Origin of the sequence: Anoxybacillus sp. B2M1 (assembly GCF_001634265.1) — a bacterium.
GTDB lineage: Bacteria > Bacillota > Bacilli > Bacillales > Anoxybacillaceae > Anoxybacteroides > Anoxybacteroides rupiense.
On sequence record NZ_CP015435.1, the window covers coordinates 3,373,092 to 3,395,289 of the forward strand.

Here is a 22,198-nt window from a genome sequence, read left to right on the forward strand (position 1 = left end):
GCGACACCAACAGATCGATCTTTTGAAGAAAGATAAAGCATTTTCAATAACAAGGCTGATCTCAAAAATGAGATCAGCCTTTTCAGACTGCTGAAAAACGATTTTGTCAACGACAAAAACGTTTTTTACAGCAGGGTGATTTTATGCTTAAAGAAATGTTCGTTTCACTTTTTCCCAGAATGAATTATCTTTTAAACGAACCGTTTTCACGATGCGGCTGCTTAAAGAAATTTCAATCTTTTCAATATGTTGAATGCTTAACGCTTCATTATCCATGCCAATGATAGGATAATGGTTTCCATCTGGAGAGATTTTTAATGTTAATTTTCGTTGACCGCTTAAAATAAAAGAAGAACCTAGCGTGCGGTAGCGATTATTATTCAATGAAGCAAGTTCGCTGACTTGAATGCACGGCAGAAGAGGATCAACGACCGCTCCATTGACGGACTTATTGTAAGCAGTACTTCCTGTCGGAGTCGCGACAATGATTCCATCGCCCCGAAACGTTTCAAAATGCAAATCGTCAATAAATACATCCATCACAAATGTTTTAATAATTCCGGAACGGATAGAGCATTCATTTAAGCAAAAAAAGGATGCTGTATCATCAATGGTTACTTGAATAATAGGATATTTACGCACCTCAATTTGCTCATGCGTCATCGCTTCCACCATATGGTCTGTATCGTCGATATGAAAATCGCAATAAAACCCACGTGATGGCAGAGTAGAAATGCCGGCATATAAACAGTCATCCCGAAATCCGCTTTGTCGTACCGCTTGAAGAAACGAGCCGTCATCCCCAATACTGACAATGATATTTGCTTTTCGATGGTCATCCACTACAACGAAATGATTTTGTTCTGCAATTTTGATCAGAGGTTCAACTTGCTTCTTCAGTTGTTCATCGTGTTTATAGAAAAAGTACAAGTGATTTCGCCTTTGTTCCATCATCCATCCTCCAGTTTGCCATATTTTAGTTCATCGATAATTATGGTAAAATAAATAAATCGTACATATAGTTTACCACTTATTTCTTTATGAAAAAAATGATTTGTAAAGGGGGAATGAAGATGAACCGCAAGCGATGGATCGCTTTGGCGATCGCTGTTGTTCTATTTGTTATTTCATCGCTAGTCAGCGTAATTACATCATTTATGACTAAGGATGTAGGGAAATGGTCAGAAGAATGGCTGGCTTTAAGCAATCAAAACTTTGAGGAAGAAGTGCTGGAGGAAGGAAATACGGCGAAGAAAATTGTGGTACTGGAAGTAAATGGGGTTATTGAAGAAGGAGATACAGCAAGCTCTTTATTTTCTTCAGCAGGCTACGATCATCGCAGTTTTTTGCAAATGATTGAGCAGGCTAAAGAGGATGAGACAGTGAAAGCCATTGTGCTGCGTGTCAACTCACCAGGCGGCGGAGTAGTAGAAAGCGCAGAAATTCATGACCAGCTTCTGAAATTAAGGAAAGAAACGAAAAAACCGGTTTATGTATCGATGGGAGCGATGGCTGCTTCAGGAGGATACTATATCTCTACGGCAGCGGATAAAATTTTCGCAAGTCCTGAAACCATGACAGGTTCGCTCGGGGTTATTATGCAAAATGTGAATTATGAAGAGTTGGCCAAAAAATATGGAGTGGAGTTTGTAACGATCAAAAGCGGACCTTACAAAGATATTATGAGCCCGTCTCGGAAAATGACAGAAGAAGAACAGAAAATTTTACAGTCGCTTATTAACAATTCTTATGACGGATTTGTCAAAGTCATCTCCGAAGGCAGACATCTTTCGGAAGATGAGGTGCGTAAAATTGCAGATGGCCGCATTTACGATGGTCGCCAAGCTAAACAGTTAAAGCTGATTGATGAATTTGGGTACTTAGATGACACAATTGCAGCCATGAAAAGGGATTACCATTTACAAGGAGCACAAGTTATAAAATATACAAATAATGCTGGCCTCGCATCGCTATTTCACATGCTGGCACCGGCCTTCACATCCAATCATGTTGAAGAGCTTGAACTTGTCCAATTGTTTTCAAAACCGAAATCGCCGCGCCTGATGTATTTATATGTGGAGTAGGAGGAGGGAAAGTGATGGTAGAAGAAAATGCCCACCTTGAAGAAGAAGCGGTCATGGCAACTGTTCCGATCATCCGCTATGCTGGATTTTGGATGCGTTTTTGGGCTTATTTATTTGATTTGCTTATTATAGGAAGCATTAATCGTTTGATTGTGTACCCTTTTTTTCAATGGCTTCATCTTTCATCAGAGGAAACAAGTATGTTTTCTCCGATCGCTGTAGCTACAGCTGTGACGTTTTATGCTTATTTTGTGCTCATGACGAAATATTTTCAACAAACATTGGGAAAGATGGTTTTCGGCTTGAAAGTGGTGAATTTAAACGATCGGCCTTTAACATGGCTAACGGTCTTATTTCGTGAAGTTGTCGGCAAGTTTATTTCTAAGTTTATTTTATTTATCGGCTTTCTTTTTGTGGCGTTCTCTAAGAAAAAACAAGGTTTGCATGATCAAATTGCTGATACGACCGTTATTCATGAGTAACCTGCGCAAGCAGGTTTATTTTTTTGCAATATGGTGACAATGATAGGATGAAAGGGAGTGCGAATCGTGATAGCTATCATCATCATCTCTATCATTATCCTTTTTTTGCTGATTCTTCTGTTTATGAAGCTGTCCATAACGATTCTGTTTCAACATGCGCAAGATAATGATGAATGCCGGATTATATTCAAAACATTTTTTGGACTTATTCGCTATACCATTCTTATTCCTTTAATTAAAGTGGATGAGTCATCCCCGGGAATCGTTTTTTTGCATAAAGAGAAGCTGAACCATCGTTCCGAAAGCCCGGCAAAAAGAAAAAAATATGATCCGCGCGAAATTATTCATAGTTTTAAAGAAACAAGAGATTTTGCCCGGCACGTCATCCATTTGCATGTCATTATTCGAAAATTTATGGCCCGTGTGTCGGTGACGAAGCTGGAATGGAGTACAAACATCGGGACAGGTGATGCCGCGCAAACGGGAATCGCTGTCGGAATCGGCTGGACGTTGAAATATGGAGTTGTTGCACTTGTTAGCAAATTTATGAAATTAAAAACAAAGCCGCTTCTCTCCATTACTCCTTCATTCCAAAAAGCTGTTTCAGAGACAAAAATCACATGTATGATTCATTTTCGAATCGGGTATGCTATGTTAGCAGGAATACGAATTTTGAAATATTGGCGCGGTAATCGTTTAAAACTAAAATCATTCGTCAGCCGTCAGGCAAATGAAAGCTACTAGTAGGAGGAGTTTGTATATGAGCAACCATCCAATCCAAGGATTAATGACAACAGCAATGGAAAACTTAAAGCAAATGATTGATGTGAATACGATCATTGGCGATCCTGTAGAAACGCCAGACGGAAGCGTTATTTTGACCGTTTCAAAAGTAGGATTTGGATTTGCCGCTGGCGGAAGCGAATTTATGCTTGAAGGGAAGCAAAACGGCACAAATACAGCTGTTTCGTCTGCTAACGGAAAGCCAAACGAAGAGCATCCGTTTGGAGGAGGAAGTGGCGGTGGAGTCTCCATTACTCCGATCGCGTTTTTAGTTGTTAACTCTTCTGGGGTGAAGCTGCTTCATCTTGATGAAAATACACATTTGTATGAAAAAATTCTCGATTTCGCTCCACAGGTTATTGAAAAAATTCAGCATATGCTGCGAAGAAATAAGGAAGAAGAGGAAAGACATGAAGTACGGAAAAACGATTTAGGGATTTAATTGAAATAAAAATTGTTGAAAAATTTTCTCATTCCCGGTATGATTACGCTATACATACTTTTACGGGAGGAATTTTTATGGCCAACATCACATTTAAAGGAAATCCGGTTACGCTTATCGGGAATGAAGTGAAAGTGGGCGACAAAGCTCCAGATTTTAAAGTTTTGGCAAATGATTTATCTGAAGTGACGCTCTCGGATACGAAAGGCTCTGTTCGCCTCATCAGCGTTATTCCATCCATTGATACAGGTGTATGCGATGCGCAAACGCGCCGTTTTAATGAAGAAGCGGCAAAGTTAGATAACGTCAAAGTGTTGACGATCAGCGTTGACTTACCATTTGCTCAAAAGCGCTGGTGCGGAGCCAACGGCATTGAGAATGTTCAAGTGCTCTCCGATCATCGCGATACTTCGTTTGGCCAAGCGTACGGTGTGTTAATTAAAGAATTGCGCTTGCTTGCTCGGGCCGTATTCGTGGTTGACAGCAGCGACACGGTCACATACGTCGAGTATGTTTCAGAAGCAACCAACCATCCGAACTATGAAGCGGCTATTGAAGCAGCTAAAGCAGCGAAATAATGAAGAGAAGAAAAGACCTCGATTGGCTTTCGGGGTCTTTTTCATTGCAAAGAAAAGCGATCGCTCATACAATAAAAAATTGGATACCCATAAAAGAGGGGGAACAATGATGCATTCACCAATTGAACGCTTGTTTTCGCTGTTCGATCAGACAGCGGTTATTTTGCAGGAAGAGCTGCGGTGTACATACTTAGAAGCTGTAGCAGAAACAGGAGAAAATTTTTTTTATGGCGATGTTCTGCAAGAAGAAGTTAGCGAACTGAATAGGAAACGATTGAAAAACGAATATCGGCAAATTCAGCTCGAACGCTTCACAAATGAAGAAATTCGCAAAGCCTTTCAGCTCGCTGTATTAAAAGGAATGAAGGAACATACGCAGCCCCATCATCAAATGACTCCAGACGCTGTTAGCTTATTCCTCAGCTATTTAGTCGGCAAATTTATGAACCGCTACTTTGCGTTTACGATTTTCGATCCTGCGGTTGGAACCGCGAATTTGCTGACAGCCGTGCTGAACCATCTGCCAGAAAAACAAGTAAAAAGTTATGGGGTCGACATTGACGATTTACTGATGAAGGTGGCTTATATCAACGCAAATTTGCAAAAGCATTCGATTCACTTTTTTAATCAAGACAGCCTGCAGCCGCTGTTTGTTGAACCGGTGGATGTGGTTGTGTGCGACTTGCCTGTTGGCTATTATCCAAATGATGATAATGCCTCACGCTTTATATTGAAAGCAGAAAAGGGGCATTCGTATGCCCACCATTTATTTATTGAGCAAAGCGTTTCTTATACGAAAGAAGGAGGCTATTTATTTTTCTTAATTCCCAATTCGTTGTTTACTAGCGATCAAGCGGACAAGCTCCATTCGTTTGTGAAAGAATATACGGTAGTACAAGGATTGTTGCAGCTTCCGCTTTCGATGTTCAAAAATGAGCAGGCGGCCAAAAGCATTTTTATTTTGCAAAAGAAAGGCAGCAGCGTAAAGCCTCCTAAAAAAGCCTTGCTTGCTGAGCTTCCTAGCTTTTCAAATAAGCAGGCGATGCAGGGAATGATGCATAAAATCGACGAATGGTTCACAACAGAAAAGCAGGGGCTATAAAAATTCGATCATCCATACACATGATGCTAGTTGAGCATGATGTGTTCCAGCTTGATGGAAGGTGGGGCGGCTGAATAAGTCCACTTCACAGAACCATAAATGAGTCTGAAAACAGTCCTGTTCCATCTTCGTCACACAACAGCCGCGTGATGAAAGGAAAGGCCAGCCGTTGTGAATGGATATTTGCCAAATATGAAGCTTATGACAAACGCTCGGAAGCGCGATCCGGGCGTTTTTTTATGGTTGATCCATCATAGAATGGATGCTGCTTCCACCGTCCAGAGAGAAATGGCTTAAATAGCATGGAGATGGTTCGGACGGCACCTACCAAGCATATCATCCCGTGCTTCAATTTAAAATTTTAGGAATATAAAAACATATTTTCTGCAAACGATTACAATCATGAGAAATGCTTGAAACTATAGTTGAACGAATCGTAAAATGGAGAAGAATTCATCTGTATTCATTCTTTATTATCAAGTAACAAAGGACTATTTTCTGAATATAAGGGAGTTGTTTATCAGAGATGTCGAAAATTATGGCGATTAACGCAGGCAGCTCATCATTGAAATTTCAATTGTTTGATATGCCTAGCGAAACCGTATTAACGAAAGGATTAGTCGAGCGAATCGGCTTTGAAGATGCCGTGTTTACCATTACAGTAAACGGAGAAAAGGTACAGGAGGTCACACCAATTCCTGATCATGCCGTTGCTGTTAAAATGCTGCTTGATAAACTCATTCGTTTCGAGATCATTCACTCATTTGAAGAAATCGATGGAATAGGACACCGCATTGTTCATGGCGGCGAAAAGTTCAGCGATTCTGTTTTAATCACGGATGAAGTGCTAAAGGAAATCGAAGAATTATCCGAGCTTGCGCCTTTGCATAACCCAGCGAATATTATTGGTGTGAAAGCATTTAAAGAAATACTTCCAAACGTCCCAGCAGTAGCGGTGTTCGATACGGCATTTCATCAGACGATGCCAGAGCAGTCGTTTTTATACAGCCTGCCATATGAATATTATACGAAATTTGGAATTCGGAAATATGGCTTCCACGGGACGTCTCACAAGTATGTGACGCAGCGGGCAGCTGAACTGCTGGGCCGTCCAATTGAGCAACTGCGTTTAATCTCCTGCCATCTTGGAAACGGAGCGAGCATCGCAGCGGTAGAAGGTGGAAAATCGATTGATACATCGATGGGCTTTACACCGTTGGCAGGGGTAGCGATGGGAACTCGTTCTGGAAATATTGATCCAGCGCTTATTCCTTATATCATGGAGAAAACAGGAAAGACTGCTGAAGAAGTGATCGATGTTTTAAATAAAAGAAGCGGCATGCTTGGAATTTCCGGTTTTTCAAGCGATTTGCGCGATATTGAAAAGGCTGCAGCGGAAGGAAACGAACGGGCTGAGCTTGCTCTTGAAGTGTTTGCCAATCGCATTCACAAGTATATTGGTTCCTATGCGGCTCGCATGTGCGGTGTGGACGCCATTATTTTTACAGCGGGAATTGGCGAAAACAGTGATGTCGTGCGGGCAAAAGTATTGCGCGGCCTTGAATTTATGGGCGTTTACTGGGATCCGTCGCTCAATAAAGTACGCGGTAAAGAAGCGTTTATCAGCTATCCTCACTCTCCAGTAAAAGTACTAGTCATTCCAACGAATGAAGAGGTTATGATCGCTCGCGATGTTGTTCGCTTAGCGGATATTGCCTATGTATAAGAAAAAAAGCCAGACATTTGACGTCTGGCTTTTTTTCAATATAGACATTAATTGAGAAACAGCTGATTTACAATCGTAGCTGTTTTCATTACCCGCAATCCTTCCTTTATGGCTAATATGGCTATTATGAATGAAAAGGAAAGGTTTGTCGTTCACTTTTTGCTGCTTTGGAACCGTGCCATCCTAAAAATCGTTTCTCCCACTATAACATAGCCCTTAGGAAAAAGGATTTTGCATGATATGATGGAGAATATAAAGGAATGGTTGGCTAGTACCAAAGGATAGCAAAGATTTTTTATGGATGATTCCATTTTGTGGATAATAGTTTAGGGGACTGATGAACGGAAGTGAATGAGCTGGATTGATTGCAAGTGTCATGAATCTCTTAGACTGAGCATGCGATATGGTTTCGTGTTCCATCTTATCACACTTAGAAAAAACCACTCGTTTTTTCAACCGCATGAGCTATAAGCCGAATGCTAGAAGCGATAAAAAAGAAAGGAGTTTGTTATGGCTGTATTTGAGCATAAACAGGAAGCACCGAAAGTGGTAAAATGCAAAATTATTACGATCAGTGATACAAGAACTATGGAGACAGATAAGAGCGGAAAAGCGATGTTTGAGCTGCTTCAAGGAGCTGGACATGAGATCGTGGATTATGAAATCGTCAAAGACACAAAAGAAGAGATTCGCCAAGCGGTCTTAGCCGGGTGCCGGCATCCGGAGATCGACGTCGTTTTGACAAACGGCGGAACAGGAATCGCCAAGCGCGATGTGACGATTGAGACGATGAAAGAAATTCTTGATAAAGAAATCGTTGGTTTTGGCGAATTGTTTCGGATGCTCAGCTACACCGAAGATATCGGGTCTGCCGCTATGCTGTCACGCGCCATCGCCGGAGTGGCAAATGATACAGCCATTTTTGCGACGCCGGGCTCGACGGGAGCTGTTCGTCTGGCGATGACGAAATTAATATTGCCGGAATTGCCGCATGTTGTCAGGGAAATAAGAAAGGATGCATGAGAAAAAACGTGCTTATTCACTGAAGCGGACGCTCAGACTGTCGATAAATGCTTTGATCCTGCTTCTTTTGCCTCACTTGTTTATCTTAGGTAGTTCGATTTTGCTATCACCGCGATGGGCTGTCCAGAAAATCAACATCTATGAAAGTGGAAAATTATAAAAAGATAAAAGGGGCGTCTATAAGCCGATTCCCCAGCTTATAGACGCCCCTTTTTATCTGATTAAGCGTTTTTTTGTTTTTCTATTTCTTGGTTGCGAAGGATGAAGCGTTGGATTTTTCCGCTTGATGTTTTAGGAAGTTCTGCTACAAACTCCACTTCGCGCGGGTATTCATGTTTAGATAAGCGATTTTTAACAAATAAAGATAATTCTTCGGCCAATTCTTTGGTAGGTTCATATGCATTTGCCAATACAACGAAGGCTTTTACAATCTCTCCTTTAAGCGGGTCGGGCTTTCCAACAACAGCTGCTTCTACCACAGCTGGATGCTCGATCAGTGAGCTTTCGACCTCGAAAGGCCCGATGCGGTATCCGGCACTGGAAATGATATCATCTGCTCTCCCTTGGAACCAAAAGTATCCATTTTCATCCTTCAGCGCCAAATCTCCAGTCAGGAACCAATCACCGATCATTCTTTGCGCCGTTTTTTCAGGATCTTTCCAGTAACCGTGGAAAACATTTGGAATCGAATGGGTATGGAACGCAATTTGTCCGACTTCACCCGTTGGTACTTCTTGTCCTTGATCGTCAAGCAAGGCCACTTCAAATCCCGGCAGCGCCCAGCCCATCGATCCCGGCAATATGTCCATATCGAGAGAGTTGAAGTTGCCAATGAGCATCAATGTTTCAGACAATCCGTAGTGATCATGAACGGTGACCCCTAAATTTTTTTGGAAGAAGCGGATGACTTCAGGATTGAGCGGCTCACCGGCAGAACTCATCGCACGGACACGAATATCATACTTTGTGATTAGTTCTTCTCCAGCCGCTACCATCGCTCGATAAGCGGTCGGTGCAAATGCGAAATTGGTAACACCGTATTTTTCCATTAATTCGTAATATGTTTCTGCCTTGAACGGCCCTTCATATAGGACGATTGGCACGCCGAAGCACATTGGTGCAAAGGTGCAAAAGATTAGACCATAGGCCCAGCCAGGGTCAGCTCCTCCTAGAAAAATATCGTCATCCCGTAAATCGACAGCATAGCGCATATACGGATAGATATTGATTAAAAGGTTGTGTGTCCACATCGCTCCTTTTGGCATTCCAGTAGAGCCGGAAGTATATTGAATCGCTAATAAATCGTTGACCGTCATTTTTTCCGTTACATGATCGCTAGATTCTTTTGAAAGCGTTTCCCAAAAATCCCAATCATGAGGTTCAGTAGGGCCATCTATGACAAAGATGTGCTCAAGTGTAGGCGCCTTATCTTTTGTCGGCAGCTTTGCCCGCTGTTCTCGATTCGTTAGGATCGCCTTTGCCTCACAATTATTAATCCGATATTCGACCGCTTGCGGACCGAAGGCAGTAAATAACGGCACATAAACGGCGCCAACTTTCCAAGCAGCGAGAATGTAGACGACTAATGCAGGGTTTTTTGGCAAAAGCGCGCAAACCCGATCCCCTTTTTTAATCCCGATTTTGCGAAAGACATTGGCCATTTGATTGGACCAGTTGCGAAGCTCTTCATATGTAATGATTCGCTTTTCTCCCGAATGGTTTTCATAAAATAATGCAATGCGTTGCGGATCGCCTGCGTAGCGGTCGCAAACTTCATGGGCGACGTTAAAGTATTCCTTCGGATTCCAATCATAATGCTTAAATACATCATCCCAAGAAAAAGATTCGATTAGCGAAGTGTATGATGCCGTCTTTTCCATATAAATCCCCCTCTGTTGCTTCAATTAGTGAAAGTTAATATACAAATAATAATATGAAAAAAATAAATATTCAATATATTTTACAAAAATAAAAAAATGGAGAGGGATGAATGTTTCTGTCTCTCCGATTCGTTCTTTTATTGATGCACCTGCTTTGATACCGTTTGGTTCATTCGATACCAAATCCATAAGTCATTAATGACAGAAGCAAGCTCGGCAATTTCAAAGTTAAGCTGGCATGAACGGGTAAAATTATTTTCATCGCTTAATTGCTCCTGCTTATGATTGATGATTTGTTCGAGTTCAGCGATCCGATCAGGGATCGTTCCGCGGATTTTTTCCCATTCCAATAAGATTTCGTGCTGCTCTTTTTCGCTATATTCTTCCCACTCTTTATCAAGTGAAGGCAACGAAATACCGAGCCGCTGATCATGGATAAAGTAAGCGTTCATCTCTCTCCCTCGCTTTCTTCCTTTTATTTTACAAAAAAGCATAAGCGGGCAACAAGAGAGAAAAGAATAGTATTTTTATACTTTTTGTTGAATAACTATTGAAAAAAATCATAAAAGCTGATAAATTGGTAATGTGGATTTTTGAATATTTATTTAGTTTTAAGTATATTTATGTATATCAAGGGAAGGGGAATCATAATGGCTAATCCAAAAATTGTGTTAGCTTATTCCGGCGGTTTAGATACATCGGTTGCTATTAAGTGGTTACAAGAGCGAGGCTATGATGTTGTCGCGTGCTGCTTAGATGTAGGCGAAGGAAAAGATCTCGATTTTGTGCAAAGCAAAGCCTTAACGGTTGGCGCTATCCAATCATATGTTATCGACGCGAAGGAGGAATTTGCCAACGAGTACGCGCTCGTAGCGTTGCAGGCTCATACGCTTTATGAAGGAAAATATCCGCTTGTCTCTGCTCTGTCGCGTCCATTAATCGCAAAAAAGCTAGTTGAAATTGCCGAGTTGGAAGGTGCGGTAGCGGTTGCTCACGGCTGCACAGGAAAAGGAAATGACCAAGTTCGTTTTGAAGTGTCGATTAAGGCGCTGAACCCGAACTTGGAAGTGGTGGCTCCTGTTCGGGAATGGAGCTGGTCACGCGAAGAAGAGATTGAATATGCGAAAAAGCACGGTATTCCGATTCCAATTGATTTAGATAGCCCGTTTTCTATTGACCAAAACTTATGGGGAAGAAGCAATGAATGCGGTATTCTCGAAGATCCTTGGGCCGCTCCGCCAGAGGAAGCTTATGAGTTAACAGCGGCGTTAGAGGATACGCCAGATGTTCCAGAGATCATCGAGATCGGCTTTGAGCAAGGAGTTCCAAAAACGCTAAACGGAAAGCATTATTCGCTTGCTCAATTGATCTTGGAGCTTAATGCGTTGGCTGGTAAGCATGGAGTTGGACGGATTGATCATGTTGAAAACCGCCTTGTCGGCATCAAGTCACGTGAAGTCTATGAATGCCCTGGCGCGATGACGCTTATTCAGGCGCATAAAGAATTAGAGGATTTAACCCTTGTGAAGGAGGTCGCTCATTTTAAACCGTTAATTGAACAGAAATTAGCGGAAATCATCTATAACGGCTTGTGGTTTTCACCGCTGAAAGATGCGCTTGTTGCATTTTTAAATGAAACGCAGAAAAATGTCACAGGAATTGTGCGCGTCAAATTGTTTAAAGGTCATGCCATCATTGAAGGGCGAAAATCGGAGTTTTCGCTATATGATGAAAAGCTGGCGACATACACAGCGGAAGATGAATTTGATCATCAAGCAGCTGTCGGCTTTATCTCCCTATTTGGCTTGCCAACGAAAGTACACAGCATCGTGAACAGCAAAAAGAAGGTGAATGTGTGAAAAAGCTTTGGGGCGGACGATTTACAAAAACAGCAGAAGAGTGGGTCGACGAGTTCGGTGCGTCGATCCCTTTTGATCAACAGCTCGTTGAAGAAGATATTGAAGGAAGCATTGCACATGTGACGATGCTTGGGAAATGCGGCATTTTGCCCAATGATGATGTCGAGATCATCAAGGCTGGTTTGCTTGCGCTTTTAGAAAAAGCAAAACAGGATCAGTTAGAGTTTTCTGTTGCATATGAGGATATTCATTTGAATATCGAGAAGATGCTAATAGATGAAATCGGTCATGTGGGCGGAAAATTGCATACTGGACGAAGCCGCAACGACCAAGTGGCAACGGATATGCATCTTTATTTGCGTAAACGTGTTACAGAAATCATGGATCTGATGAAAGAACTGCAAAAGGTGCTTGTTGAAAAAGCGGAGCAGCATATTGAAACATTAATTCCAGGATACACACATTTACAGCGAGCGCAACCAGTTTCATTTGCTCATCACTTGCTTGCTTATTTTTGGATGCTTGAGCGCGACTATGAGCGTTTTGCTGAATCGTTAAAACGCATTAATAAGTCGCCTCTTGGAGCGGGAGCATTGGCCGGAACGACTTTTCCCATTGATCGCGAGTATGCCGCTGAATTGCTGGGGTTTGATGGAATATATGAAAATAGCATCGATGCGGTGAGCGATCGAGATTTTATTATTGAATTTTTAAGCAACAGTTCGATGTTGATGATGCATCTATCGCGTTTTTGTGAGGAATTGATTCTTTGGTCGAGCCAAGAGTTTCGATTCGTCGAGATGGATGATGCATTTGCTACAGGAAGCAGCATTATGCCGCAGAAGAAAAATCCCGATATGGCAGAGCTCATACGCGGAAAAGTGGGGCGGGTATATGGCAACTTATTTGGGTTGCTAACGGTCATGAAAGGGACACCGCTTGCTTATAATAAAGATATGCAAGAGGATAAAGAAGGAATGTTTGATACGGTCAAAACCGTTATGGGCTCATTAAAAATTTTTGCCGGTATGATTGAAACGATGAAGGTGAATGTGGCGGTTATGGAAGCAGCGACGAAGCAAGATTTTTCAAACGCGACAGAGCTTGCTGACTATTTGGCGGCAAAAGGAGTGCCTTTCCGCGAAGCGCATGAAATGGTAGGAAAGCTTGTTTTAACATGCATTCAAAAAGGAATATTTTTAGCTGACTTGCCACTTGAAGAGTATCAAAAAGCTTCACCTTTATTTGAATCTGATATTTACGAGGCGCTGAATCCGTACACGGCGGTGAATCGGCGCAACAGCGCTGGAGGGACGGGGTTTGCCGAAGTGCGCAAAGCGGTGGCCAACGCGAAAAAACGGTTGAGTGAAAAAAAGTGATACGAATAAACAAGACCGATCCGCCTTTTGCGGATCGGTCTTGGAGTGTTGATAAATGGGATAACAAATCAAAAGGAAATGATGGACAAAGTTGATTTTGCCTATCATCTTTGATTCGATCAGCTTGCGTCATGTCAAAGTGTGACCGGCTGTCGAAATCGACTCATCATCTGTTTACTTAAGGAGCAATGTTGGAGAAGCCGGTCGCAGCTATACAAATACAGATGGATTTTTCAGCAAAAGCCCCGTCGCTTCCTCTTTATGTCGATTTTTCAACCCGAATCTCTCACTACAGACTATTTTATACTTCCCCAAGCTCTTTTTCTGTTCTGACTACTAACACGTCACACTTGGCATAGCGAGTAATATGCTCGGAAACACTTCCAATCAATAAACGCTCGACAGCATTTAATCCTGTGGCACCGCAGATGATTAAGTCTGCTTTGTGCTTTGGAGCGATGTCTTTGGCGATTTTTACTTTTGGAGAACCGAATTCAATGTCGACAACGACATGTTCAATTCCAGCTTCTAGAGCTTGCTGCTTATAGTTTTCTAGCAGTTCCTTTGCATATTGCTCAGAACGCTCCACTACTGATTGGCTGTGTGCTTCAACGGCAGCAAATGCGCGAATATCAATAATGTGGGTTAAAATCAAGGATGCTTCGTTGCGTTTGGCGATTTGGATCGCTTTTTTAAACGCCCATTCAGCTTCCTGCGAGCCATCTACAGCGACAACAATCGTTTTATACGTCATTGTCATGTTTCCCCACTCCCCTTTTGGATAGAAATGTTAGTTCTAATTGAAGTATATCATATAGAAAACTAGGAAAACTAGAGCTGTCATAACAATTTTATGAAAAAGGAGTGACAGGCATGGAGGAGAAAAAGAAGAACAATGAATGGAATTTATACGATGATGAAGAGGTAGCGCAAGAAATTAGCGAACAAATCATGTCTGCTTATCATAGTGATGGCATTGAACAAGAGCAACCGCATTATCAACCACAAAGAGAGATAGGAGAATGATAAAAGCCATCATGGCGTATATACGCCATGATGGCTTCAGATTGTTGGCAAACGCTTTTATCCTGCGTCACCGGCCTCGTTTGTCCCACTCATGAATTTCTTTTGTTCCATTCGCGTCTTCGCTTGGCTCCGTTCCTTGTCTACCAAGCACTTTTGAGCCAGTTTGGTAGAAAAAATCACAATCACTGAATGCAATAATGGTAGACAAAATTAATTTTGATTTGGTCTATCGCCTGATGCTGGGTGTGTTTCATGGTATGATAAGTATAATGGATGTTTTTTCTTTTGGGATTGTAGTAAAGTAAAATTAGATACTTGTTTATGGGGAGGAGTTTTTCGAGTGCGACATGCCCTCATAACAGCTGGTGCAAAAGGATTGGGACGAAAGGTGACGGAGGTGCTGCTTGAAAAAGGCTACTCGGTAACCGTAAACTACCGAAGCGATGAAGCTGCCGTCCATTCACTTCAACAAAAATATGCTCATGTTTCTGAACGGCTGCAATTCGTGAAGGGGGATGTTACAAAAAAAGAAGATTTACATCATTTGGTTGCTCAAGCGCTAGCGAAATTCGGCCGTATCGATTTTTTAATTAATAATGCCGGGCCTTATATTTTCGAACGAAAAAAGCTAGCAGATTATAGTGAAGCAGAATGGTATGAGATGATCGAAGGAAATTTGAGCGCCGTTTTTCATTTGTTTAAAAAAACGATTCCAATTATGAGAAACCAAGGATTTGGCCGCATTATTACGTACGGCTTTCAAGGAGCAGCCAATGCACCAGGCTGGCTTCACCGTTCTGCATTTAGTGCCGCGAAAGTTGGACTTGTTTCCTTAACCAAAACGATTGCGGTAGAGGAAGCGGAATATGGAATTACAGCCAATATGATTTGTCCTGGGAACATATTAGGGGATATGAAAGAGGCGACCATTGCGGAATCAAGAAAGCAAAGAGATGAGATGACGCCGATAGGGCGTTCAGGAACGGGAGAAGATATAGCCCGGATGATTGCATTTTTATGTGAAGAAGATTCGGATATGATTACAGGCTCCATTATTGAAGTGACAGGAGGAATGGATGTCATTCATCGGTATCGTTAATGTGAATAATTTTCCAGCGTTCATTCCATTCTATATATAGTACAGATGGAAATACTTTCTTGGTGCGGTTTTTTTAAGAAAAAATTACGACAGCGCTCGTAATGGAGGAGGACGGTTGATGATGAAAATAGGTGTGCCGAAGGAAATTAAAAACAATGAGAATCGTGTGGCGATGACCCCAGCTGGAGTGATGACGCTCGTTCAAGCGGGGCATGAGGTGTATGTAGAAGCAGGCGCTGGAGAAGGATCAGGATTTTTAGATGAGGAATATGAAAAAGCGGGAGCTACGATTGTTAAAACGGCTCAAGATGCTTGGGCGGCAGAAATGGTGATGAAGGTAAAAGAGCCGCTTCCCGAGGAATATCAATATTTTCGAGAAAACTTAATTTTATTTACATATCTCCATTTGGCAGCAGAGCCTGAATTAACGAAAGCTCTTATTGATCACAAAGTAGTCGGGATTGCCTATGAAACCGTACAGCTTGCTAATGGCTCCCTACCGCTGTTGACGCCGATGAGTGAAGTGGCTGGCCGAATGTCGGTGCAAATTGGCGCGCAATTTTTAGAAAAGCCGCATGGTGGAAAGGGAATCTTATTAGGAAGTGTGCCGGGAGTCAAACGAGGAAAGGTGACGATTATTGGGGGAGGCGTGGCTGGAACGAATGCAGCCAAAATGGCAGTGGGACTCGGCGCAGAAGTCACGATTATTGATGTGAATCCGGAGCGCCTGAGACAGCTTGATGATTTATTTGGCGACCATGTTACGACGCTGATGTCAAATATGTATAATATTGCTGCATCGGTTCAAGACTCGGACTTAGTGATTGGAGCGGTACTCATCCCAGGAGCAAAAGCGCCAAAGCTAGTGACCGAAGAGATGATTCGTACCATGTCTCCCGGCTCGGTTGTTGTTGATATTGCCATTGATCAGGGCGGAATTTTTGAAACAACCGATCGTGTCACGACCCATAGTGATCCAACTTATACGAAGCATGGCGTTGTTCATTATGCGGTTGCTAATATGCCAGGGGCTGTTCCACGCACGTCCACCTTTGCCCTGACAAATGTCACCGTACCGTATGCGCTGCAAATTGCCAATAAAGGGTATCGTCAAGCATGTCTTGATCATCCAGCGCTGTTAAAAGGCATGAATACATTGAACGGTTATGTGACATATGAAGCTGTAGCAAGGGCGCATAACCTCTCATTTCAAGATGCCAAACCTTTGTTAGAGTCAATGTGAAAACAAGCGGCGTTCACTTTGGAGAACGCCGCTTGTTTTTATAATAGGATGAATTCTTTTGGATAATTTGTTAAAATCTCTGCGCCGTTTTCAGTAATCAAGATATCATCTTCGATACGCACACCGCCGATGTCCGGAATGTAAATGCCCGGTTCAATTGTAAAGACCATCCCCGGCTCGAGCGGCATCGTATTGGTTGCATTCATCGAAGGATACTCATGAACTTCAATGCCTAATCCGTGCCCGACGCGATGAGTAAAATAAGAACCGTAACCAGCTTGCTCAATCAACTGTCTTGCCGCTTTGTCCACCGCACCAATCTCTGTTCCTGGCTTCGATGCTGCAATAGCAGCGAGCTGGGCGTTTAAGACGGTATGATAAATTTGCTTTTGCTCATCGTTTGGTTGGCCAAACATAACGGTTCGCGTAATATCTGAACAATATCCATCTAAAATAACGCCTAAATCGAATAAGACAAAATCTCCTTTTTGAATAGAGGCTAAGCCTGGGGTGCCATGGGGATCAGCCGTTTTGGCCCCCGTCAATACCATCGTTGCAAACGACATTTGGCGAACGCCCTTTTTCTTCAATTCGTACTCAATGGCGGCAATCACTTCTAATTCTGTTTTGCCTTCAGCAATCGCTTTTACGCCGACTTCCACGCCATAATCAGCGAGAGAAGCTGCTTGCCGTAAAATCGCGATTTCTTGTTCATCTTTAATCATGCGCAGCTGTCGCAATTTTTCCTCTACATTAACGGTTGAGCGCACGGAAAAATAGGTACATAGCTGTTCATATCGTTCAAGAGATAGGTGTGTTTTTTCAATCGCGACATTTTCAACGGTCACAGATCTTTTGTTCATATGCGTATAAATGTGCTCCCAAGGATTTTCAATATCGCTGTAGCCGATAATAGAATAAGCCCAACCGGAGCGTTTAGCTTGAGCCACTTCCATTTGTGGACAGATGAGAACGGGCTCATCATTTGGGAAGATGAGCAGCGCTAAAAGCCGTTCATGCGGTTCACTGTAAAATCCGCTTAAGTAAAAGACATTAGCGGTGGATGTAATAAGGGCGAAGGAAAGCTGTTCTTGCTGCATCCAGTGTGAAAGCGATTGAAGTCGTTGGTTCATTATGTTCACTTCCTTTTATTTCTATATTGATAAACATCAATCCATCTGTCGCTTTCATTGACGAGGTGCCCATCAATGACTCAGCATTTTGAACAAGAGGTTTATCGCAAGCAAATACTTCGTTGATTTTCTTGTTCTAAAAAGCACGAAGAAAGCGTTTACGTTAAAATAGTGGATGATTGATGCTCATGAGCAGACTCTATATTTGAGAGTACCAGTAATTTTGCCGGATGTAAACGATTATGCATGATTCTTAAGCGAGTCTATGACTTTGCCAAAGCAGCTGCCGTCCGTTCTAATAGTATAAGGACCATGAATGAATGGATTTTATCTAGCAATACGTACTAGCGTTTCTGCTTCTTAAGAACACCTGTGGGCCCATCCGTTTGTCTGCTAGGTGTTCATTCGCTACATGAAGAAGGAAATATAAAAGTTTTTGCGAAATATATCAATGAAAGACCTTGTACATAGGAAAGGAGCAGATCAAATTGAAGCTTACGTATCATGGACATTCAGTTGTCAAAATTGAAACGAACGGAAAGACGATTTTCATTGATCCGTTTATTACAGGAAATGGGGCGACGGATCTGAATGCTGACGACGTAAAGGTAGATGTGATTTTGCTGACACATGGGCATAGTGATCATGTAGGCGATACGATTCCGCTTGCGCTTCGCAACAATGCGCTGGTAGTGGCTCCATTTGAATTGGCTACGTATTTAAGCTGGCAAGGTGTCAATGCGCATCCGATGCATATTGGCGGAGCGCACCAATTTGAATTTGGAAAAGTCAAATTAACCCAAGCCTTCCATGGTTCCAGTTATATTGACGAAAACAAGCAAATCATTTATACGGGAATGCCGTGCGGGATTTTATTCTATGCGGAAGGAAAAACGATTTATCACGCGGGAGATACGGCGCTGTTTTCGGATATGAAGCTGATTGGCGAGCGAAATGAAATCGATGTGGCCTTTTTGCCCATTGGCGACAATTTTACAATGGGACCAGAGGATGCGGCGTTGGCAGCGGACTGGCTGCGTGCCAAAACCGTTGTACCGATTCATTACAACACATTCTCGGTCATTGAGCAAAATCCGCACCAGTTTGTTTCGCTGCTCAAAGAGGGCGTGGGAAAAGTATTACAACCAGGAGAAAGTATGGAATTATAGCAAAAAAGGGGCTTTTATCCAAGCTCCTTTTTTGTTTGCGAATCATGTGGCTAGCCCTTCATTGAATCGCGCTTCATTCACCTTTATAATAAAAATAGACTTTGGCACAAAGGGTGAAGACATTTGGCGACAAAACATGAGCAAATTTTGCAATATATTGATAGCTTGCCGGTAGGAGAAAAAATTTCTGTTCGGCAAATCGCGAAAGAAATGGGGGTAAGCGAAGGAACGGCTTACCGGGCGATTAAGGATGCGGAAAATAAAGGATATGTCAGCACGATTGAGCGTGTTGGAACGATTCGAATCGAGAGAAAAAAGAAAGAAAATATTGAGAAGCTCACTTACGCGGAAGTTGTCAATATTGTGGATGGACAAGTGCTAGGAGGACGTGAAGGTCTGTATAAAACGCTCAACCGCTTTGTCATTGGTGCAATGAAACTTGAAGCGATGATGCGTTATACAGGAGCAGGAGATTTATTAATTGTCGGAAACCGGACGAAGGCGCATCAGCTTGCGTTAGAAGCAGGTGCGGCCGTGTTGATTACCGGAGGCTTTGATACAGATGATTATGTCAAAAAGCTGGCGGACGAGCTGCAGCTGCCCATTATATCGACAAGTTATGATACGTTTACAGTTGCGACGATGATCAATCGTGCGATTTACGATCAGCTCATTAAAAAAGAAATCGTTCTTGTTGAAGATATTTTAATTCCTTTCGAAAAAACGATATATTTAGAAACCACGGATATAGTCGAAAAGTGGTATCAGCTCAACCGCGAAACGAAGCACAGCCGTTTTCCTGTTGTTGACCGTCATTTCAAAGTACAAGGAATGGTGACATCAAAAGATGTGTTAGACTGTGAACGGACGCTGCCGATTGAAAAAGTCATGACGAAATATCCGATTACTGTAAACGGGAAAACGTCGGTGGCCTTTGCTTCACATATTATGGTATGGGAAGGCATTGAATTGTTGCCGGTTGTCGATGACCATAATCGTCTTCAGGGAATTATAAGCAGGCAGGACGTATTAAAGGCGCTGCAAATGATTCAGCGACAGCCGCAAGTCGGGGAAACGATCGATGATCTCATTACAAGCCAATTCCAAGAAGCAGAACAGCAATCGAAAACAGAAAATGTCTTTCAATGCACGGTAACGCCGCAAATGACGAACTATTTAGGAACGCTGTCTTATGGCGTGTTTACAACGATTGTGACGGAAGCGGCAACGCGGGTATTGCGGCTATATAAACGCGGAGATTTAGTGATCGAAAATATTACGATTTATTTTATTAAACCGGTGCAAATTGACAGTATTATTGATATTAAAGCAAGGCTGCTAGAAATTGGCCGGAAATTCGGAAAGGTTGATGTTGAAGTATATCATGACGGAGTGGTTGTAGGAAAAGCATTAATGATGTGCCAGTTAATGGACAGGTAGTTTTTATGGACGGGGGATCATGATCCCCCGTTTTTAGCTGTTTGCTGCGCCTCTTCTATCACCAGCGGCAAATAATGCTTATAGGACCGATATCCGGCCCATGCGCTTCCGCCACCCACCAATAAAAAAATGATTCCGACAATATAGGTGACGGTTGAAGAATATAAAAAGAATTGGTTGACGCCGAAGAAAAAGACAAATAGGCCGAGAGCTATGCTTGATTTGGCAGAAAGCCATTGCCGTTCGAGCGGGCGCTGGCTACGAAAATATTTCATTTTATAATAGGCGTAGAAGGAAAGAGAAAAAATGATGAGAATGACTAGTGCAGGCATGAACGCACCCCTCCATCTTTTGTTTCTCTACCATTGTACATGTTTTTCCCTTATAATGAAAGAAAACTATCGTAAAAGAGGGAACGAATATGAGCGAGAAGGCATTGGAAATTTTACAGGTGATTCAGCAATTTGAAACGATCATTATTCACCGCCACGTCCGTCCTGATCCAGATGCATACGGCTCCCAAGGAGGATTGGCGGAAATTCTGAAGGCCTCATTTCCACAAAAAAATGTTTATACAGTAGGAAGAGAAGAAGAATCGCTTAATTTTTTAAGACGGTTGGATCAAATCGATGATCATGTATATAAAAACGCGCTTGTGATTGTATGTGACACGGCGAACCAGGAGCGGATCTGTGATGGGCGCTATCGGTTAGGAAAAAAACTGATTAAAATTGATCATCATCCGAACGAAGATCCGTACGGAGATTTATTGTGGGTCGATACGAACGCCAGCTCGACAAGTGAAATGATTTATGAGTTTTACTTAGCAGGCAAAGAGAAAGGCTTGGTCATGACGAAAGAAGCAGCTCGTTTGATTTACGCTGGGATTGTCGGGGACACGGGACGTTTTCTTTTTTCAAGAACAAGCTCTAAAACATTCCAATATGCAAGCGAACTAGTTGAATACGGCTTTTCATTGACCGATCTATATGATGAGCTATATCGCACAAAAGTGAATATTGCTCATTTAAGCGGATATGTGCTACAAAATTTTCAGCTTTCTCCAAGCGGAGTCGCGTTTGTAAAAATGACAAAAGAACTGCTTGGAAAATATAACGCTTCTCCGTCCGAAGCGTCGCAGCTTGTAAGTCTTCTTGGCAACGTTGATGGAATACAGGCATGGGTCTTTTTTATTGAGGAGGACAAAGAAATTCGTGTTCGCCTCCGTTCAAAAGGAACGATTGTCAATGAAGTAGCAAAAAAATACGGGGGCGGCGGACATCCTTTCGCTGCAGGTGCGTCGATTTATTCTTGGGAGGATGCGGATCGGGTGATTGCTGATTTAGAATTGGCGTGCCAAGCCCATTAATAACTCAACCCGATCTAGAGAAGGTCCGTTTTTTATGTGGTCGGAGATTTTGTCCTCGGCTATAATCCAGCAGTTATCACTTGTTCGTTGTTTGGTGACTTCTTTCTGTTTGTTGAAAGATTTTTTGGTTTCCATTTATATTTATGTTGCTGTTTTGGTAGATCGATGTTGGAAGTACTGCTATTAAGGAAAATGACCAAATGCAACCAAACGTAATTTTTGTTTAAAAAATATGTCAAGCGTGTTGATGATCCAATAAAAATCAATCGACATTGCTTGAGTCCTTACTTTTCTGCCGTAGTCGGCAAGCCACTCGCTTGCCGACTGGACATGCAGAAAAGCGTGTGTCTAGCTCAATCATTCCATATTTTTAGTAAAATA

Annotated in this window: 22 protein-coding genes; 16 read left to right on the forward strand and 6 right to left on the reverse strand. The window is 42.3% G+C overall.

The genetic code is table 11. The annotated features are described in order from the left end of the window. Positions 1-147: 147 nt before the first annotated feature. A complete protein-coding gene (locus tag GFC28_RS16420; RefSeq protein WP_044745922.1) occupies positions 148-951 on the reverse strand; it encodes an NAD kinase in 804 nt (267 codons plus the stop codon). A 122-nt stretch (positions 952-1,073) separates the two neighbouring features. On the opposite strand from GFC28_RS16420, the gene sppA reads away from it, so the two are divergent. The 8 genes from sppA (at position 1,074) to GFC28_RS16460 (ending at position 8,220) form a co-directional block, all read left to right on the forward strand. Then, entirely contained in the window at positions 1,074-2,084 is a 1,011-nt protein-coding gene (gene sppA, locus GFC28_RS16425; protein ID WP_044745923.1) for a signal peptide peptidase SppA, read from the forward strand. A gap of 53 nt (positions 2,085-2,137) precedes the next feature. Next, complete coding sequence (locus tag GFC28_RS16430) at positions 2,138-2,566, forward strand: RDD family protein (RefSeq protein ID WP_369818773.1); 429 nt, start codon at positions 2,138-2,140, stop codon at positions 2,564-2,566. Between the two features lie 57 nt (positions 2,567-2,623). Next, positions 2,624-3,310 (forward strand): DUF2953 domain-containing protein, encoded by a 687-nt coding sequence (locus tag GFC28_RS16435; protein ID WP_231734579.1) that lies wholly within the window; start codon positions 2,624-2,626, stop codon positions 3,308-3,310. 16 nt (positions 3,311-3,326) lie between these two features. Continuing rightward, positions 3,327-3,791: a GerW family sporulation protein gene (gene ytfJ, locus GFC28_RS16440; protein ID WP_044745925.1), complete on the forward strand. Its 465-nt coding sequence runs from the start codon at positions 3,327-3,329 to the stop codon at positions 3,789-3,791. A 77-nt stretch (positions 3,792-3,868) separates the two neighbouring features. Further along, positions 3,869-4,369 (forward strand): thiol peroxidase, encoded by a 501-nt coding sequence (gene tpx, locus GFC28_RS16445; RefSeq protein WP_044745926.1) that lies wholly within the window; start codon positions 3,869-3,871, stop codon positions 4,367-4,369. Positions 4,370-4,478: 109 nt separating this feature from the next. Further along, the gene (locus tag GFC28_RS16450; RefSeq protein WP_044745927.1) at positions 4,479-5,471 is read left to right on the forward strand and encodes a class I SAM-dependent methyltransferase; all 993 of its coding nucleotides are present in this window, start codon (positions 4,479-4,481) and stop codon (positions 5,469-5,471) included. Positions 5,472-5,997: 526 nt separating this feature from the next. Continuing rightward, entirely contained in the window at positions 5,998-7,197 is a 1,200-nt protein-coding gene (locus GFC28_RS16455) for an acetate kinase (RefSeq protein WP_044745928.1), read from the forward strand. A gap of 510 nt (positions 7,198-7,707) precedes the next feature. Continuing rightward, positions 7,708-8,220: a MogA/MoaB family molybdenum cofactor biosynthesis protein gene (locus GFC28_RS16460; protein ID WP_044745929.1), complete on the forward strand. Its 513-nt coding sequence runs from the start codon at positions 7,708-7,710 to the stop codon at positions 8,218-8,220. Between the two features lie 221 nt (positions 8,221-8,441). Here GFC28_RS16460 and GFC28_RS16465 read toward each other — a convergent pair whose 3' ends face one another. Both GFC28_RS16465 and GFC28_RS16470 read right to left on the reverse strand, forming a co-directional pair. Beyond that, entirely contained in the window at positions 8,442-10,100 is a 1,659-nt protein-coding gene (locus GFC28_RS16465; protein WP_044745930.1) for an acetate--CoA ligase, read from the reverse strand. 137 nt (positions 10,101-10,237) lie between these two features. Next, positions 10,238-10,552: a hypothetical protein gene (locus GFC28_RS16470; protein ID WP_044745931.1), complete on the reverse strand. Its 315-nt coding sequence runs from the start codon at positions 10,550-10,552 to the stop codon at positions 10,238-10,240. A 198-nt stretch (positions 10,553-10,750) separates the two neighbouring features. On the opposite strand from GFC28_RS16470, the gene GFC28_RS16475 reads away from it, so the two are divergent. Then, positions 10,751-11,959 carry an argininosuccinate synthase gene (locus tag GFC28_RS16475; protein ID WP_044745932.1) on the forward strand — a complete coding sequence of 403 codons (1,209 nt, stop codon included), beginning with the start codon at positions 10,751-10,753 and terminating at the stop codon, positions 11,957-11,959. Continuing rightward, the gene (gene argH, locus GFC28_RS16480) at positions 11,956-13,338 is read left to right on the forward strand and encodes an argininosuccinate lyase (protein WP_044745933.1); all 1,383 of its coding nucleotides are present in this window, start codon (positions 11,956-11,958) and stop codon (positions 13,336-13,338) included. The genes GFC28_RS16475 and argH overlap by 4 nt, the downstream gene beginning before the upstream one ends. 301 nt (positions 13,339-13,639) lie before the next feature. Here the strand turns inward: argH and GFC28_RS16485 are convergent, their stop codons facing one another. Next, positions 13,640-14,098 (reverse strand): universal stress protein, encoded by a 459-nt coding sequence (locus GFC28_RS16485; RefSeq protein ID WP_044745934.1) that lies wholly within the window; start codon positions 14,096-14,098, stop codon positions 13,640-13,642. Between the two features lie 113 nt (positions 14,099-14,211). Between GFC28_RS16485 and GFC28_RS19565 the strand changes: the two genes are divergently transcribed. The 3 genes from GFC28_RS19565 to ald all read left to right on the forward strand — a co-directional run bounded on the left by GFC28_RS19565 (position 14,212) and on the right by ald (position 16,706). Further along, positions 14,212-14,364, forward strand: a complete 153-nt coding sequence (locus tag GFC28_RS19565; RefSeq protein WP_172798662.1) for a hypothetical protein — start codon at positions 14,212-14,214, stop codon at positions 14,362-14,364. A gap of 340 nt (positions 14,365-14,704) precedes the next feature. Further along, the gene (locus GFC28_RS16490; RefSeq protein ID WP_044745935.1) at positions 14,705-15,463 is read left to right on the forward strand and encodes an SDR family oxidoreductase; all 759 of its coding nucleotides are present in this window, start codon (positions 14,705-14,707) and stop codon (positions 15,461-15,463) included. A 121-nt stretch (positions 15,464-15,584) separates the two neighbouring features. Next, positions 15,585-16,706 (forward strand): alanine dehydrogenase, encoded by a 1,122-nt coding sequence (ald, locus tag GFC28_RS16495; protein ID WP_044745981.1) that lies wholly within the window; start codon positions 15,585-15,587, stop codon positions 16,704-16,706. Between the two features lie 38 nt (positions 16,707-16,744). Here ald and GFC28_RS16500 read toward each other — a convergent pair whose 3' ends face one another. Then, positions 16,745-17,839 carry a M24 family metallopeptidase gene (locus tag GFC28_RS16500; RefSeq protein ID WP_044745936.1) on the reverse strand — a complete coding sequence of 365 codons (1,095 nt, stop codon included), beginning with the start codon at positions 17,837-17,839 and terminating at the stop codon, positions 16,745-16,747. 488 nt (positions 17,840-18,327) lie between these two features. On the opposite strand from GFC28_RS16500, the gene GFC28_RS16505 reads away from it, so the two are divergent. Together GFC28_RS16505 and GFC28_RS16510 are read left to right on the forward strand one after the other, a co-directional pair. Continuing rightward, positions 18,328-19,008 (forward strand): metal-dependent hydrolase, encoded by a 681-nt coding sequence (locus tag GFC28_RS16505; protein ID WP_044745937.1) that lies wholly within the window; start codon positions 18,328-18,330, stop codon positions 19,006-19,008. 123 nt (positions 19,009-19,131) lie between these two features. Further along, on the forward strand, positions 19,132-20,448 hold the full coding sequence (locus GFC28_RS16510; RefSeq protein WP_044745938.1) for a CBS domain-containing protein: 1,317 nt from the start codon (positions 19,132-19,134) through the stop codon (positions 20,446-20,448). A gap of 17 nt (positions 20,449-20,465) precedes the next feature. On the opposite strand, the gene GFC28_RS16515 is transcribed toward GFC28_RS16510, so the two are convergent. Further along, positions 20,466-20,780 (reverse strand): YtpI family protein, encoded by a 315-nt coding sequence (locus tag GFC28_RS16515; RefSeq protein ID WP_044745939.1) that lies wholly within the window; start codon positions 20,778-20,780, stop codon positions 20,466-20,468. A gap of 89 nt (positions 20,781-20,869) precedes the next feature. Here GFC28_RS16515 and GFC28_RS16520 point away from each other — a divergent pair, with 89 nt between their 5' ends. Beyond that, positions 20,870-21,817 (forward strand): DHH family phosphoesterase, encoded by a 948-nt coding sequence (locus tag GFC28_RS16520; protein ID WP_044745940.1) that lies wholly within the window; start codon positions 20,870-20,872, stop codon positions 21,815-21,817. Positions 21,818-22,198 lie beyond the last annotated feature (381 nt).

Coding starts and splice junctions, on each gene's coding strand:
- GFC28_RS16450 (WP_044745927.1), top strand. CDS start 4,479: ATGCATTCACCAATTGAACGCTTGTTTTCGCTGTTCGATCAGACAGCG.
- GFC28_RS19565 (WP_172798662.1), top strand. CDS start 14,212: ATGGAGGAGAAAAAGAAGAACAATGAATGGAATTTATACGATGATGAA.
- GFC28_RS16420 (WP_044745922.1), bottom strand. CDS start 951: ATGGAACAAAGGCGAAATCACTTGTACTTTTTCTATAAACACGATGAA.
- GFC28_RS16520 (WP_044745940.1), top strand. CDS start 20,870: ATGAGCGAGAAGGCATTGGAAATTTTACAGGTGATTCAGCAATTTGAA.
- GFC28_RS16460 (WP_044745929.1), top strand. CDS start 7,708: ATGGCTGTATTTGAGCATAAACAGGAAGCACCGAAAGTGGTAAAATGC.
- GFC28_RS16455 (WP_044745928.1), top strand. CDS start 5,998: ATGTCGAAAATTATGGCGATTAACGCAGGCAGCTCATCATTGAAATTT.
- sppA (WP_044745923.1), top strand. CDS start 1,074: ATGAACCGCAAGCGATGGATCGCTTTGGCGATCGCTGTTGTTCTATTT.
- GFC28_RS16465 (WP_044745930.1), bottom strand. CDS start 10,100: ATGGAAAAGACGGCATCATACACTTCGCTAATCGAATCTTTTTCTTGG.
- GFC28_RS16470 (WP_044745931.1), bottom strand. CDS start 10,552: ATGAACGCTTACTTTATCCATGATCAGCGGCTCGGTATTTCGTTGCCT.
- ytfJ (WP_044745925.1), top strand. CDS start 3,327: ATGAGCAACCATCCAATCCAAGGATTAATGACAACAGCAATGGAAAAC.
- GFC28_RS16515 (WP_044745939.1), bottom strand. CDS start 20,780: ATGCCTGCACTAGTCATTCTCATCATTTTTTCTCTTTCCTTCTACGCC.
- GFC28_RS16485 (WP_044745934.1), bottom strand. CDS start 14,098: ATGACAATGACGTATAAAACGATTGTTGTCGCTGTAGATGGCTCGCAG.
- tpx (WP_044745926.1), top strand. CDS start 3,869: ATGGCCAACATCACATTTAAAGGAAATCCGGTTACGCTTATCGGGAAT.
- GFC28_RS16430 (WP_369818773.1), top strand. CDS start 2,138: ATGGCAACTGTTCCGATCATCCGCTATGCTGGATTTTGGATGCGTTTT.
- GFC28_RS16500 (WP_044745936.1), bottom strand. CDS start 17,839: ATGAACCAACGACTTCAATCGCTTTCACACTGGATGCAGCAAGAACAG.
- GFC28_RS16475 (WP_044745932.1), top strand. CDS start 10,751: ATGGCTAATCCAAAAATTGTGTTAGCTTATTCCGGCGGTTTAGATACA.
- ald (WP_044745981.1), top strand. CDS start 15,585: ATGAAAATAGGTGTGCCGAAGGAAATTAAAAACAATGAGAATCGTGTG.